At 71.6% G+C, this 12,668-nt stretch carries 12 protein-coding genes, 1 tRNA gene and 1 riboswitch; of the genes, 8 read left to right on the top strand and 5 right to left on the bottom strand.

Going from position 1 to position 12,668, the window contains the following annotated elements; genetic code table 11:
* Positions 1–98 precede the first annotated feature (98 nt).
* Positions 99–536 (bottom strand): hypothetical protein, encoded by a 438-nt coding sequence (locus ACFXA3_RS08135; protein ID WP_385183607.1) that lies wholly within the window; start codon positions 534–536, stop codon positions 99–101.
* Positions 537–863: 327 nt separating this feature from the next.
* On the opposite strand from ACFXA3_RS08135, the gene ACFXA3_RS08130 reads away from it, so the two are divergent.
* The gene (locus ACFXA3_RS08130; RefSeq protein ID WP_385183604.1) at positions 864–1,877 is read left to right on the top strand and encodes a helix-turn-helix domain-containing protein; all 1,014 of its coding nucleotides are present in this window, start codon (positions 864–866) and stop codon (positions 1,875–1,877) included.
* A gap of 174 nt (positions 1,878–2,051) precedes the next feature.
* The gene (locus ACFXA3_RS08125; RefSeq protein WP_385183601.1) at positions 2,052–2,537 is read left to right on the top strand and encodes a hypothetical protein; all 486 of its coding nucleotides are present in this window, start codon (positions 2,052–2,054) and stop codon (positions 2,535–2,537) included.
* 11 nt (positions 2,538–2,548) lie between these two features.
* Here the strand turns inward: ACFXA3_RS08125 and ACFXA3_RS08120 are convergent, their stop codons facing one another.
* Entirely contained in the window at positions 2,549–3,376 is an 828-nt protein-coding gene (locus tag ACFXA3_RS08120; RefSeq protein WP_385183598.1) for a TrmB family transcriptional regulator, read from the bottom strand.
* Positions 3,377–3,672: 296 nt separating this feature from the next.
* Between ACFXA3_RS08120 and ACFXA3_RS08115 the strand changes: the two genes are divergently transcribed.
* The gene (locus tag ACFXA3_RS08115; protein ID WP_385183632.1) at positions 3,673–5,631 is read left to right on the top strand and encodes a putative Ig domain-containing protein; all 1,959 of its coding nucleotides are present in this window, start codon (positions 3,673–3,675) and stop codon (positions 5,629–5,631) included.
* Positions 5,632–5,695: 64 nt separating this feature from the next.
* Here ACFXA3_RS08115 and ACFXA3_RS08110 read toward each other — a convergent pair whose 3' ends face one another.
* Positions 5,696–6,115 carry a hypothetical protein gene (locus ACFXA3_RS08110; RefSeq protein WP_385183595.1) on the bottom strand — a complete coding sequence of 140 codons (420 nt, stop codon included), beginning with the start codon at positions 6,113–6,115 and terminating at the stop codon, positions 5,696–5,698.
* A gap of 245 nt (positions 6,116–6,360) precedes the next feature.
* Here ACFXA3_RS08110 and ACFXA3_RS08105 point away from each other — a divergent pair, with 245 nt between their 5' ends.
* Both ACFXA3_RS08105 and ACFXA3_RS08100 read left to right on the top strand, forming a co-directional pair.
* A complete protein-coding gene (locus ACFXA3_RS08105; RefSeq protein ID WP_385183593.1) occupies positions 6,361–7,143 on the top strand; it encodes a hypothetical protein in 783 nt (260 codons plus the stop codon).
* Positions 7,144–7,550: 407 nt separating this feature from the next.
* The gene (locus tag ACFXA3_RS08100) at positions 7,551–8,609 is read left to right on the top strand and encodes a helix-turn-helix transcriptional regulator (RefSeq protein ID WP_385183590.1); all 1,059 of its coding nucleotides are present in this window, start codon (positions 7,551–7,553) and stop codon (positions 8,607–8,609) included.
* Here ACFXA3_RS08100 and ACFXA3_RS08095 read toward each other — a convergent pair.
* Positions 8,600–9,580, bottom strand: a complete 981-nt coding sequence (locus ACFXA3_RS08095; protein ID WP_385183587.1) for an SDR family oxidoreductase — start codon at positions 9,578–9,580, stop codon at positions 8,600–8,602. The genes ACFXA3_RS08100 and ACFXA3_RS08095 overlap by 10 nt on opposite strands.
* Positions 9,581–9,740: 160 nt before the next feature.
* Here ACFXA3_RS08095 and ACFXA3_RS08090 point away from each other — a divergent pair, with 160 nt between their 5' ends.
* Positions 9,741–10,250 (top strand): GNAT family N-acetyltransferase, encoded by a 510-nt coding sequence (locus ACFXA3_RS08090; protein ID WP_385183585.1) that lies wholly within the window; start codon positions 9,741–9,743, stop codon positions 10,248–10,250.
* A gap of 11 nt (positions 10,251–10,261) precedes the next feature.
* Here the strand turns inward: ACFXA3_RS08090 and ACFXA3_RS08085 are convergent, their stop codons facing one another.
* Positions 10,262–11,023 carry a MerR family transcriptional regulator gene (locus ACFXA3_RS08085; RefSeq protein ID WP_385183582.1) on the bottom strand — a complete coding sequence of 254 codons (762 nt, stop codon included), beginning with the start codon at positions 11,021–11,023 and terminating at the stop codon, positions 10,262–10,264.
* A gap of 144 nt (positions 11,024–11,167) precedes the next feature.
* Positions 11,168–11,398, top strand: a riboswitch (cobalamin riboswitch).
* 67 nt (positions 11,399–11,465) lie between these two features.
* On the opposite strand from ACFXA3_RS08085, the gene ACFXA3_RS08080 reads away from it, so the two are divergent.
* Both ACFXA3_RS08080 and ACFXA3_RS08075 read left to right on the top strand, forming a co-directional pair.
* The gene (locus ACFXA3_RS08080) at positions 11,466–11,909 is read left to right on the top strand and encodes an acyl-CoA thioesterase (protein ID WP_385183579.1); all 444 of its coding nucleotides are present in this window, start codon (positions 11,466–11,468) and stop codon (positions 11,907–11,909) included.
* A gap of 625 nt (positions 11,910–12,534) precedes the next feature.
* A tRNA-Met gene (locus ACFXA3_RS08075) sits at positions 12,535–12,608 on the top strand.
* The last annotated feature ends 60 nt before the right edge of the window (positions 12,609–12,668 follow it).

Genomic DNA, 12,668 nt, shown 5'->3' with positions numbered 1-12,668 from the left:
GGGGGGGGCGGCCGCCCCTCTTTTTTCGCGCGGCCCCCGGGGGGCCGCGCCGCCCGGGGGCGGCGCGGGCGCCCCGCGCCGGCCTCTTCCCCAAGCCGTCAGCAGCCCTTGTTGATGGCCTTCGTGCCGACGTAGAGGACACCGTTGGAGTTCATGTCGACGGTCGAGCCGCCACCCCCCTTGGTGTTGGAGGCCCAGACCACGCCGCCGCTGCTGTTGTAGACCACGAAGTTGCCGTCCGTCTGGTAGACAGCCCAGTTGTTGTTCCCGGAGCCCCAGCTGTTCGTCGCCCAGCAGGCGTAGCGGCTGCCGTCGTCGAACCGGAGGTACTCGACCAGGTTGCCGTCGTTCTGCATGACGAGCTGGATCTGCCAGCCCTGGGGGGAGTACCGATAGATCATCTGCCCGACGTGCAGGGCCTCGCCCCGGTACAGGAAGCTTTGGCCTGCGGCCGCCGACGAGGTTCCGGCGGTGCCGATGAGTGCGGTCACGGCCATTGCGACCGCCGCGGCGGTCGTCGCAAGCCTGCGGGTCATGCTCATGGTCCTCCATTCGAAACGTTCCAGGCGTGTGGTACTGGGTGCGGGCCTCCGGCAGACCGGCTCGTCATGCGAGTGAGGGTCTGTGGCTGCCGCGACTCCCTCGTAGAAGATGCCAACGGCCCGCGCGACGGAGTTGACGTGGCGTGCAGGATCGCTTGACATTTCGCGCGCTCGTCCATGCCCGCACCGTCGGTCAAGGGCCTTCCGCACGGGCCGGGCCGACCCGTCACGCCACGCGAAACGCCAGCCGAATCCCCGTGCGTCGGCAGCGGTTCCCGCTGCATCCTGGTCTCGTCGAGGAGATCCAACAGGGGGCGCTGGATGTGGTCGGTGTTGTCAACGGGCGAGGTACCGGCGGGGGAACGGTTCGACTGGTATTCCGACATCGTCTCGCGTGAGGTGATGCCCACCGCGCTCAGCAGCGAGCGGCCCGCCGAGTTCCACGGGGAGGCCGCGGTGCTGGACCTGGGACGGATCCGTGCGTCGCGGTTCTCCCTGTCGCCCCTGCGTTCTCGGCGCACGGCCGCGATGATCCGGCGCGGCGACCCGGAGCAGTACCAGCTGGCCCTCCTGCGCAAGGGAGCCACGTCGCTGTCGCAGCACCGGAACGAGTGCACCATCGGAGCCGGTGACCTCATGCTCTGGGACACCTCGCGCCCCTCCGACAACCAGATGTCCGCCGGGGCCGGCCAGGTGCAGGCGACGATCCTGCTGCTGCCCCGGACCGTCATGCCGCTGCGCACCCAGCGCCTGGACCAGGTGCTGGCCCGCCGCATCCCGGGCGACTGGGGCATGGCCGCGATCCTGGCGTCCTTCATGAACGCGCTCGAAGTCCACGGCGCCGAATGCAGTCCGCAGGAGCTGCGCCGTCTCGGAGCGGTCGCCGTCGACCTCGCGACGGCTTGCCTGGCCCAGCACCTGGACACCGAGGACCAGCTTCCCGCCGAAGTCCGGACGCAGGCGCTGGTGCAGCGGATCCACGCCTTCATCGAGCACAACCTCGGCGACCCGCAGCTGAATCCGGCGGCGGTCGCCGCGCACCACCACATCTCGGTGCGCACGCTCCACCAGCTGTTCCACGACCAGGGCGAGAGCGTCCGGGCCCGGATCAGCCGACGCCGCCTCGAACAGTGCCGCAGCGACCTCGCCCACCCCGGTCTGAGCGCCCGCCATGTGAGCTCCATCGCCGCCCGCTGGGGCTTCAGCGGACCGGCGGTCTTCAGTCGTTCCTTCCGCGAGGCGTACGGAATCAGCCCCACCGAGTTCCGTGCACTGTCAACCGACGGCTTCCGGGCCGGGCGTTCTCTCGCACCGGCGCATCCTTCCGGAGGCTGACCCGCCACTCCCCCGTGCAGACGCCGGTGCCACCTCGGGGATGACGACCCGCCGTCACGGGCCGTGGAGGCTGGTGGCATGACAGCGATCGACGTACCTCACCCGGCCACGACTGCGCAGGGCACCGAAAGGCCCGTCCCACCGTGGGCCTCCCTCGTCGCTCATGCAATCCCCTTGCTTCTGCTGCCCCAGTGCCTGTGGCGGTTGCCGTTCGCCTTCGGCTTCGAGATGGGGCTGGAGGCGGACGGGTCGATGCCGTCGTCGTTGTGGGTGTCCGTCCCCTACGTCTTCGGGCTCAGCCTGATCACGGAGGGGTTGGCGTTGCTGTCCCTCGGTCTGGTGCGGGGATGGGGCGAGGTCGTCCCCCCATGGCTTCCGTTTCTCGGCGGAAAGCGGATCAGCCCGTTCGCAGCGATCGTTCCCGCCGCCCTCGGCGGCCTGGGCGCGACCGCCTTCTGGGCGCCCGTGGTGCTGAGCTGGTTCGGTGTGGGTGACGCCGCCGGGTACAGCAGTGACGGCTGGCAGACCCTGGCCCTGCTCTGCATCACGCCCGGGACGCTGTGGGGACCGCTCGTACTGCTGCTGACCTGCGCCTACTACGTGCGCCGCTGCCGCCCCGCCAAGCACCGCGGACCCAGGGGTGGTTCCACCGCCGCCTGAACCGCACGGCCTCAGAGGTGTCCCGGACGGCTCAGCTCGGCCACGCTCTCGGCCCGGGCCCACACCGTCAGGAAGGACATCCTCAAACAAGCGGCCAGCGCCGGGTGTTCGATGAACAGGGCGGTGGTGGCACCGGTGCCGGCCATCGGGTCGGGCATGTCGCACAGCACCAGCGAGGCATCGGCGACCACCAGCTTCAGCGGGAGCTCCGGCGCGAACCGGGACTCCTCCCCCGCCTCGCCGAACCGCCGTACGTTCTCCAGCACCTCCGCGTCGCCGAGGGCGTCATGGGTGTACACCGCGCGGGCCGTGCCCCCGGCCCGGCGCAGCCTGCGGACGGTCCTGATGCCCTCCGTATTGGCTGCGGGGGCGACGAAGGGGGGTTTGCAGAAGGTGAGCAGCTCGTGTGCGGCCTGCTCCTGGATGCTCGCGAAGCGGTCGGTGATCGCCTTGGGGTCGCGCAGCACTTCGATGTAGTCGAGCGGGTCGGTGTGCGTCTGCCCGGCGGTCCAGAGGGGGGTCAGCGCGGCGGCGAGCGCACCGGAGGCCCGGTCCATCCGCTCCAGGGACTCCCGTTGCAGGGCCATCAGCCGGGCGAGGGCCAGTTCCGGGGCCACGGCGGAGAAGCTCGCCACCCGTCCGGGACGCAGGACGACGAGGTTCCGGCGCACCAGCGCGTCGAGTACGTCGTAGACCCGCTGACGGGGGACGTCCGCGGCGCGCGCCGCCTGCGCAGCGGTGTACGACTCGCGCCTGACCAACGTGAGGTAGACCCGCGCCTCGTAGCGCGAAAGGCCCAGATCCACAAGGTCGTTGACCGCGCTGTCGTCCAACTCCATGGCACCACACGGTATACCCGGAGATGACTGACCGAAAGCAATCCTTTGCCCTCGACGGGTATTCCCTTGGGCCCGCCGTCACTAGGTTCTGCGGTGGTCACCACTGGACGTGGTGGCAGTCCGTCAGATCAATGAACCTGTGCCACTTGTCAGCCGCGGCGTTCCTCGTGATCAGACATGTCATGGACTTGCCAGACCTGTCGGACCAGGACATCTCATCCCACGCCGCGGTGATCAAACCCCCCATGGAGGGCAGTTCATTGCAGTCGAAATCCATCGGTCGCGTCAGAAGCCTGATGGCGGTCGCGGCCCTGATGTCCGGCGGCTTACTCGCGGTCGCCTCGCCGTCCACGGCGTCGACCGCGCCCGCATCCGCATCCGCGACGCCCGCCGCATCCACCGTGCACACCCAGCGGCTCTGCTCGGAGCCCGCCAAGGCCGGTTTCATGGCCTGCCACGCACTGGCCCGCACCGACCTCAAGCAGCAGCTCAGCCTGGCGCCGGACATCCTGCCCTCGGGCTACGGCCCGACCGACCTGCAGAGCGCGTACGCGCTGTCCGCCTCGGCGGGCGCCGGAGCGACGGTCGCCATCATCGACGCCTACGACGACCCGAACGCCGAATCCGACCTGGCCACCTACCGCTCCCAGTACGGCCTGCCGCCCTGCACCACGGCCAACGGCTGCTTCAAGAAGGTCGACCAGAACGGCGGCACCACCTACCCGACCGCCGACTCCGGCTGGGCGGGCGAGATCTCCCTCGACGTGGACATGGTCAGCGCCGTCTGCCCCCAGTGCCACATCCTGCTCGTCGAGGCGAACCAGCCGTCCATGGAAGACCTCGGCGCCGCCGTCAACCGCGCCGTGACCATGGGGGCGAAGTACGTCTCCAACAGCTACGGCGGCGGCGAGGACTCCACCGACCCGGGCTCCGACGCCTCCTACTTCAACCACCCCGGCGTCGCCATCACCGTCAGCTCCGGTGACAGCGGCTACGGGGTCGAGTACCCGGCCGCCTCCCAGTACGTCACCTCCGTGGGCGGTACGTCGCTGTCCCGCGCCGGCGGCACGTCACGCGGCTGGTCCGAATCCGTCTGGGGCACCAGCGGCGGCGGCGACGGCGCGGGCTCCGGCTGCTCCTCGTACACCACCAAGCCGTCCTGGCAGACCGACAGCGGCTGCGCCAAGCGCACCGTTTCCGACGTCTCGGCCGTCGCCGACCCGGCCACCGGCCTCGCCGTCTACGACAGCTACCAGGCGAGCGGCTGGAACGTCTACGGAGGCACCAGCGCCTCCGCGCCGATCATCGCGGCCGTCTACGCCCTCGCCGGAACCCCGGCCGCGGGCAGCTACCCGTCGTCGTACCCGTACGCCCACACCGCGTCCCTCAACGACGTGACCAGCGGCGCCAACGGCTCCTGCGGCAGCAGCTACCTCTGCACCGCCAAGTCCGGCTACGACGGCCCGACCGGCCTGGGCACCCCCAACGGGACCGCGGCCTTCACCGGCGGCAGCACCGGCGGGAACACCGTCACGGTGACCAACCCCGGCACCCGGAGCACCACCGTCGGCACGGCCGCCTCCCTGCAGATCCAGGCCACCGACTCGGCCAGTGGCCAGACCCTCGCCTACAGCGCCACCGGACTCCCGCCGGGCCTGTCGGTCAACGCCTCGACCGGCCTGATCAGCGGTACGCCGACCACCACCGGCAGCTACAACGTCACGGTCTCCGCCAAGGACACCACCAACGCCACCGGCAGCACCTCCTTCACCTGGACCGTCACCCCGGCCGGCAGCAGCTGCGGCGCCACGCAGCTCCTCGGCAACCCGGGCTTCGAAACCGGCAGCGCCTACCCCTGGACCGCCAGCAGCGGCGTCGTCGACAACGGCAGCGGCGAGGCCGCCCACTCCGGCTCCTGGAAGGCCTGGCTCGACGGCTACGGCTCCACGCACTCCGACTCGCTCTCCCAGTCGGTGACGATCCCGGCCGGCTGCCACACCACCCTCGGCTTCTACCTGCACATCGACACGGCGGAGACGACCACCGCGACCGCCTACGACAAGCTGACGGTCCAGGTCAACTCCACCACCCTGGCCTCGTACTCCAACCTCAACAAGAACACCGGCTACGCGCAGAAGTCCTTCGACCTGTCCTCCTTCGCGGGACAGACGGTGACCATCAAGTTCAGCGGCACCGAGGACTCCAGCCTGCAGACGTCGTTCGTGATCGACGACACCGCGGTCAGCACCAACTGACCCGCACACGAAGGACGGGCCCGGACCGCAGGCATCGGTCCGGGCCCGTCCGCCCATGAGGCGGTCACCGCACCACCACGGTCACCTGCCAGGCCACCACCGCGAGGCAACGCACCCCGCCGGGCGGAGCGGGCGACGCGCACGCCGGCACGGAGGACGCCAGCACCGCCGTACCGGCCGACACGCCCCGGAAGACACGGTCCGAGGCCTCGGCCAGCGCCGTCCCCGACACGGTCACCGCGGCGCCGGGCGCCCCCGGCAGCGACACCCGCACCGCACCCCGCCTCGCCAGGCAGACCCGATGGCCGTTGTCCTGGGCCGTGACGGTCACCTCGGTGCCGTCCACCGCCGCGGCCGTCCCACAGTCGACGCCGGCCGATGCCGGGGCCGATGCCGTCCGCTGCGGGGCGGTGGCCGTGGCGCCCGGGCCGCAACCGGCCATCAGCAGCAGCACCGCCACGACCGCTCCCGTCCGTACCCGCATCCCACGACCTCCCCGCGCCGCTCGCACCGCAGCCCCTGCCGGGGGTGGGACGCGGCCCCCGCCATCCGGGTTCCATCGAGTTCACGGCGACGGCCGGCCCCTGCCCAAGCCGGCCGAGCCGAGCCGAGCCGAGCCGACCGGAACGGGCGCGGGAAAACCGGGTTGCGGGTGCGTCACCCTAGCCGCCCACCGGAGCCGTGTCTACAAACTTGTAGACGCAGCGGCGTTGTGCCATCGTGCCGCTCATGACGACAGCTCAACTCCGCCGGCACGGACCGTCCAAGCCCCGCCGGCAGACGATGAACAAGGTCCCGCAGGTCACCGCAGTGTTCTGGGTCATCAAGGTGCTGACCACGGGCATGGGCGAGACGGCCTCGGACTTCCTCGCCCACGTGATGGACCCGATGATCGCGGTCGCCCTCGGCGCCCTGGGCCTGCTGATATCCCTGGCCGTGCAGTTCCGGCTCGACAGGTACGTGGCCTGGGTCTACTGGACGACCGTCGTCATGGTCAGCGTCTTCGGCACGATGGCCGCCGACGTGCTGCACGTCGGCCTCGGCGTCCCGTACACCGAGGCGACACCCGTCTTCGTGGTCGCCCTCGCGGTGATCTTCGGGGCCTGGTACGCGACCGAGCGCACGCTCTCGGTCCACAGCATCAACACCCGGCGCCGCGAGGCGTTCTACTGGGCGACGGTCCTCGCCACCTTCGCGCTCGGCACCGCCGCCGGTGACCTGACCGCCACCGACTTCGGGCTCGGCTACCTCGCCTCGGGCTTCGTCTTCACGGCGCTGATCGCCCTCCCGGCCCTCGCCCACGCCCGGCTCGGCCGGGGCGCGGTGGCCGCCTTCTGGTCGGCGTACGTCCTCACCCGCCCGCTGGGTGCCTCCTTCGCCGACTGGATGGCCGTCTCCCCCGCCCGCGGCGGCCTGGACCTAGGCCTCGGCCCGGTCACACTCGGCTGGACACTGGTCATCCTCGCCCTGGTCACCCACCTCGCAACCACCCGCCACGACACCAAGCCCTGACGACCTCACCGCCAGCCCCGACGCCGGCACCCTCTCCCCGCCGGCCAACTTGCCGGCCGGCGTCTCCACCGGCAGTCCGAGGAGTACGCCCGGACCCGGAAGCCCTCCGCCATGCTGATCGGCCACGGCCCCTACCGGTCGACCGCATCGACGGGGGCTGCACACCATGGGAGCCGTCTCCGCGATGGAGGGAGCCTGGGAGGCCGGCTACCTCCTTCGCGTGGCCGTAGCCGTTGAACAGCCGGTCGAACCCATGAACCCCGTGCTTGGCGTGCAGACCATCCGTCAGGGAGGGCCCGCCTGGGCAAACAGGATCACGACGGCCGTGTTCGGTCCTCGCGCCGTTCCGGGTGGACCAGCGGCGGCGGGAGGTGCCGTTCGTTCGGCGGGTCGGTGATCCTTGGAGGATGCGTGCCGCCCGCCTGATCCGTATGGCTCTCCTGATCCAGTCGAACCCCGGCCTGACCGCGGCCGCTCTCGCCCGTGAGCTGGAGGTCTCCGAGCGGACCGTGATCCGCGACGCCCAGGCGTTGCAGGAGGCCGGTGTCCCCGTCCGGTCGGAGCGGGGCCGAGTGGGCGGGTACTTCCTCGCCGCGGGATACCGGACCCGGCTCACCACGCTCCATCCGAGTGAGGCGGAGACGCTCTTCCTGTCCGGTCTGCCCTCGGCGTTGCAGGATCTGGGGCTGTCGGACGCGGCGGAATCCGCCCGGCTGAAGCTGACGGCGACCCTGCTCCCGTCGGTGCGCGAGGCCGCCGAGTCCTCGGTGCGCCGGTTCCACCTCGACGCCCCGGCCTGGTTCCGCGAACCAGCCACCCCGCAGCTGCTGCCCGATCTGGCCCGCGCGGTGTGGGCGGACCGTACCGTCGAGCTGTCGTACGTCCGGCCGGGCCGGGACGGCGCACCGCCCTCTGCCGTGACGCGGGTGGTGGAGCCGTACGGGCTCGTGCTGAAGGCCGGCACCTGGTACGCCGTGGCCCGCATCCCCGGCGGACGGGACGATCATGACGGCGGCTGGCGTACCTACCGCGTCGACCGGATCACCGCCCTTCGCCCCGCCCCCGGAGTGCAGGAGCCGTTCGTGCGCGACCCGGCCTTCGAGCTGGCCGCCCACTGGGAGGCGCGCTCGGCCGCCTTCGCCCGTACCCTGCTGCGCACCACCGTCACGGTCCGGCTGACCGGCCGGGGGCTGCGGCGGTTGCCCGCCGCCGTGGACGGGGCCGCCGTCGCGGACGCGCTCGCCTCCGCGAGCGCCCCGGACCCCGCCGGCCTGGTCACCCTCGACCTGCCGGCGGAGTCCGAGGACGTCGCCTTCGACCAGCTGGCCCGGCTCGGCGCGGACGCCGAAGTGCTGGCCCCGGCCGGCCTGCGCGCCCGCTTCCGTGAGCATGCCGAGGCCCTGGCCGCCCTCTACCGGGACGGCCCCCGGGAGGCGGGACCCGGCGGGGCCGAGGGTCAGCGGTAGTCCTCGGGCGAGCCTTCCTCACCGCCGTAGACGACGTCCTCGAAGTACGCCCAGGCGTCCGGCCGGCTGCCGTCCACGTCCGTCACCCCGTACGCCCTGGCGAGTTCCGCGCTGGAGGTGGACTTGCCGTTCCACCGCTTCGCGCGGTCCGGGTCGGCGGCCAGCGCCGCGACCGTACGGGCCAGGTAGCGCGGGGACTCCGCGATCGCGAACGTCGGCTCCTGGGCGATCGCGTCACGCCAGTTCTCCTCGCTCACACCGAAGTGGGTGAGCATCTGCTCCGAGCGCAGGAAGCCCGGCGTGACCGCGACCGCCGTGCCCCCGTACTCCGCCAGCTCCTGGCCCAGCCCGAACGCGAGGCGGATCGGGGCGTTCTTCGCGAGGTCGTAGTAGATGTTCTCCCGGTAGCGGCGGTTGAAATGCGCGGTGCCGTCGGTGACCTCGACGTGCAGCGGCGCGTCGGAGCGGATCAGCAGCGGAAGCAGCAGCACCGCCGTGATCACGTGCGAGCGGGCGCCGAGCTCCAGGATCCGCAGGCCGTCGGCGAGCGGTGTCTCCCAGCTCTTCTTCCCGAACACCGAGGTGGCCAGGAGGTGCTCGCCGCCCCACAGGTCGTTGACGAGGACGTCGAGCCGCCCGTGCTCCCGGTCGATCCGCCCGGCGAGGGCGCGTACCTGGACTTCGTCGAGATGGTCGGTGGGAACCGCGATGCCGGTGCCGCCCGCCGCGGTGACGAGTTCGGCGGTCTCCTCGATGGTCTCGCTGGTCCGGCCGACCTCGCTGGCCCGGGCCCGGGTGGTACGACCGGTGACGTACACGGTCGCACCGGCCCGGCCCAGCTCCACGGCCTGAGCCCGTCCCGCCCCGCGGGTGGCACCCGCGACGAGCGCGACCCGCCCCGCGAGCGGACCCGCCGGACCGGCCTGCGCGGCGTTCCGATTGCCCTGAGTGGTGATCTCCTCGTTGCTCATGTCGTCCATCGTTCCTGCCAAAACTGACAGAACACGTCACCCTTTACCGCGGATGTCGCGCACCGCCCCGAGCACGGCGCAGACACCGGCGAAGACGGCCAGGGCCTGGCAGCGGAAATCCGGGTGTGCGGCGTGGGGCCGGGCTGGTATCTCCTGCGGAATGGAACCGTTGCCGACCCGACGCCTCGTACTCCTCCCACTGGACGCGGACCGGGCCCGCCGGCTCGCCGCCGGACGACCGGGTCCGGGTGACCGCCGGGCCGAGGGGTACCCGGGCGCCGGAGACCGGGCCGGAGCCGAACGGTACCTGCGCGTACTGGCCGCCACGGGCGACCCGGCACCGTACGGGGCCTTCGAGATCCAGCGCCGCAGCGACGGGCTGCTGATCGGCGGCGCGGGATTCCACGGCCCGGCCGACGGGGAGGGCCGGGTGACCGTTGGATACGGGCTGGTGCAGGCCGCGCGGGGCCAGGGTTACGCCGCCGAGGCGCTGCGGGCCCTACTGGAGCACGCACGGGCCCACGGCGCGGTCTCCGTGCTGGGCGACACCGACCGGGAGAACACGGCTTCACAACACGTCATGGCCTCAGCCGGAATGCTCCCGGTCGGCGAGGACGACCGGCTGCTGTACTACGCGGTGAGCTGGGCGCGGGCCACCGCCGGCAGCTGACCGGTGCCCGGTCAGTTCAGCTGTGCGTCGGCGTAGGCGACCATCGCGTCACGCTGGTACGTGGCCAGACCTTCGGCGATCCGGTCATAGCCCGTGCGCCACTGTGCGTCGTCGACATAGTTCTGTCCGAGGGCCTTGAAGGCAGCCGCGTTCGGAGTCCACATGCGGCAGATGCCCTGGTAGTGGGCGTCGACCTCGGCCTGCACCATCGGATCGTTGACCGGTGTGCCGGCCCGCATGAACTCCGCCATGCGCACCATGGCCGCGGTCGCCTCGCGCTGGAGTCGTTCCCGGTCGGCTTCGGTGAGCGTGGCGGCGAACCGCTCCGACTGCTCCGCCTCGCTGGACCACTGTGCGCGGGCGGGTGCTTCGTAGCGGACGGTGTCGAAGCCGGTGAAGAGGTTCTCCGGCTTGCTGATCTTTCCCATGTCCGAGGTGTCCTTGTCTTCCTCGAGTTCGGCGATGGTGCGGCCGACCGTGCGGGCGAGTACGTCGAGACGGTCCCTCTCGGCCAGCAGCCTGCTCTGGTGTGCACGCAGTGCGGCCACTTGGTCGACCTGGGCCTCCAGCACCGCTGCGATCTCTCGCAGCCCCAGCCCGAGTTCCCGCATCAGCAGGATCTGCTGCAGTCGCAGCAGCTCGGGCTGCTCGTAGTAGCGGTGCCCGTTGCCGCCCATGAAGGCGGGAGCCAGCAGACCGATCTCGTCGTAGTGCCGCAGTGTCCGGGAGGAGACCCCGGACATCCGGGCGACCTCTGCGATCGACCGAGCCATGAACGTGCCCTTTCATCGCCGGGCCGGTCGTTCCGGCCACACGAACAACCGTAGAAGTTGACGCAACGGAAAGCGCAAGCTGCGCCGACGGCCGTGCCCTCGGGCCGGGTCCGCGGTGTCGTTCGGGGCCGGGGGCGGCCCCGGTAGGGTGTGAGCGCAGCTGGTTCGCCCCCGCCCTCCCCGTGGCGGGACGCGTCGTAAGAGGGAACCCGGTGGAAATCCGGGACTGCCCCGCAGCGGTGAGCGGGAACGACCGCCGTCATACGCACTGGGACCGCAGGACGGTCCCGGGAAGCGACGGCCAGTAGGTGCCCGCCGGGAGACCGGCAGGCGTGCCCGCGAGTCCGAAGACCTGCCCGCTGCCCGTATGCCGAAGGCATACGGGGTCCCGAAGAGACGTTCTTTGAGACCTTTCTGCCGCGACTCGCGAAGGAGAGTTGACGTGGCCGACCAGACCGCCACCGCCGTGGGGTGCGCCGCCAAGGATCCGGGAGCCTCCCGGGTGACGCTTGCGCACATCATGAGCGAGCACGACACCAACCTGTACGGCACCATCCACGGCGGCGTGGTGATGAAGCTCATCGACGACGCCGCCGCGGCCGCGGCCGGACGCCATGCCGACGGCCCCGCCGTCACCGTGGCCGTGGACCGGATGTCCTTCCTGGCCCCGGTGCGCGCCGGTGACCTGCTCAGCGTCGATGCCGAGCTGGAGCGGGCCGGACGGACGTCGATGACGGTGGCCGTGAACGTCCGGGCCGAACGCTGGAACGCGTCGGGCCCCACGTCCGAAGTGGCCACGGCGACCCTCACCTTCGTCGCGATCGACGCGGAAGGCAGGCCGCGCCCCGTCCCGGCCCTCGACCTCCCCGGGCTGCCCGCCGCGTAGGCGTCCGCCGCAGCACCGGCCCGCGCGGACCCCTTGTACGTCGGCACCGCCGTCGTACGGGGGCTCCGCCGCGGTGGTGCCGATCCGCTGCGTGTGCGGCCGCCGACGCGCGGGGGCGCGCCACGCCCGCCGGGGCACGGCCGCACGTGGCTGTGGCGGCCGAGCGCCGTCACACGTTCTTCATCCCCCGCGCGTGGCCCGGATACGGATCCCCGACCCATGATCGGCTGAACGCCCGCATCCGCCGGCGAGGAGCAGCCACCCATGTCCAGCCGCCGTACCTTCCTGGCAGGTTCGACCGCCGTGCTCGGACTGAACACCGTCGCCGTCGCCGTCACCGCCAGCGTCGCCGGAGCGGAGCGGAGCGGGCGGCGGCCTCGGCTCCGGTCCCGGAGCCGGCGGACGGCCCGGTCGGCAGGCCTCCGAACGTCGTCGTCGTCCTCGCCGACCAACGCCGCGCTCACCCTGCGTCCCGACTCCGCCCCCGGCACCCACCCGCGATTCCCACCTCTCCCACCTCACCTGGATCAGCGCCACCAACGGCTGGGGACCGGTGGAACGCGACGCCGCCAGGCCGTGACTGGTCGGCGGCGGTCCGGCAGTGCCGTAGGGTGGGGTTCACCGACGCGGGGTGGAGCAGCTCGGTAGCTCGCTGGGCTCATAACCCAGAGGTCGCAGGTTCAAATCCTGTCCCCGCTACTGCACCGGAAGGGGCGGGGTGAGGAAGCTGGAGGGGGGCGCAGCGACAGTGAACAGGGG

The organism is Streptomyces sp. NPDC059456, from assembly GCF_042750055.1.
In the GTDB taxonomy this organism is placed as follows: Bacteria; Actinomycetota; Actinomycetes; order Streptomycetales; family Streptomycetaceae; genus Streptomyces.
This window is presented reverse-complemented; position numbering and strand designations above follow the sequence as displayed.

Bases quoted from the DNA above. Each gene is read 5' to 3' on its own strand.
- ACFXA3_RS08130 (WP_385183604.1), top strand. From the start codon at position 864: ATGTGGTCGGTGTTGTCAACGGGCGAGGTACCGGCGGGGGAACGGTTC.
- ACFXA3_RS08100 (WP_385183590.1), top strand. From the start codon at position 7,551: ATGCGTGCCGCCCGCCTGATCCGTATGGCTCTCCTGATCCAGTCGAAC.
- ACFXA3_RS08135 (WP_385183607.1), bottom strand. From the start codon at position 536: ATGACCCGCAGGCTTGCGACGACCGCCGCGGCGGTCGCAATGGCCGTG.
- ACFXA3_RS08105 (WP_385183593.1), top strand. From the start codon at position 6,361: ATGACGACAGCTCAACTCCGCCGGCACGGACCGTCCAAGCCCCGCCGG.
- ACFXA3_RS08095 (WP_385183587.1), bottom strand. From the start codon at position 9,580: ATGAGCAACGAGGAGATCACCACTCAGGGCAATCGGAACGCCGCGCAG.
- ACFXA3_RS08085 (WP_385183582.1), bottom strand. From the start codon at position 11,023: ATGGCTCGGTCGATCGCAGAGGTCGCCCGGATGTCCGGGGTCTCCTCC.
- ACFXA3_RS08120 (WP_385183598.1), bottom strand. From the start codon at position 3,376: ATGGAGTTGGACGACAGCGCGGTCAACGACCTTGTGGATCTGGGCCTT.
- ACFXA3_RS08115 (WP_385183632.1), top strand. From the start codon at position 3,673: ATGGCGGTCGCGGCCCTGATGTCCGGCGGCTTACTCGCGGTCGCCTCG.
- ACFXA3_RS08110 (WP_385183595.1), bottom strand. From the start codon at position 6,115: ATGCGGGTACGGACGGGAGCGGTCGTGGCGGTGCTGCTGCTGATGGCC.
- ACFXA3_RS08090 (WP_385183585.1), top strand. From the start codon at position 9,741: ATGGAACCGTTGCCGACCCGACGCCTCGTACTCCTCCCACTGGACGCG.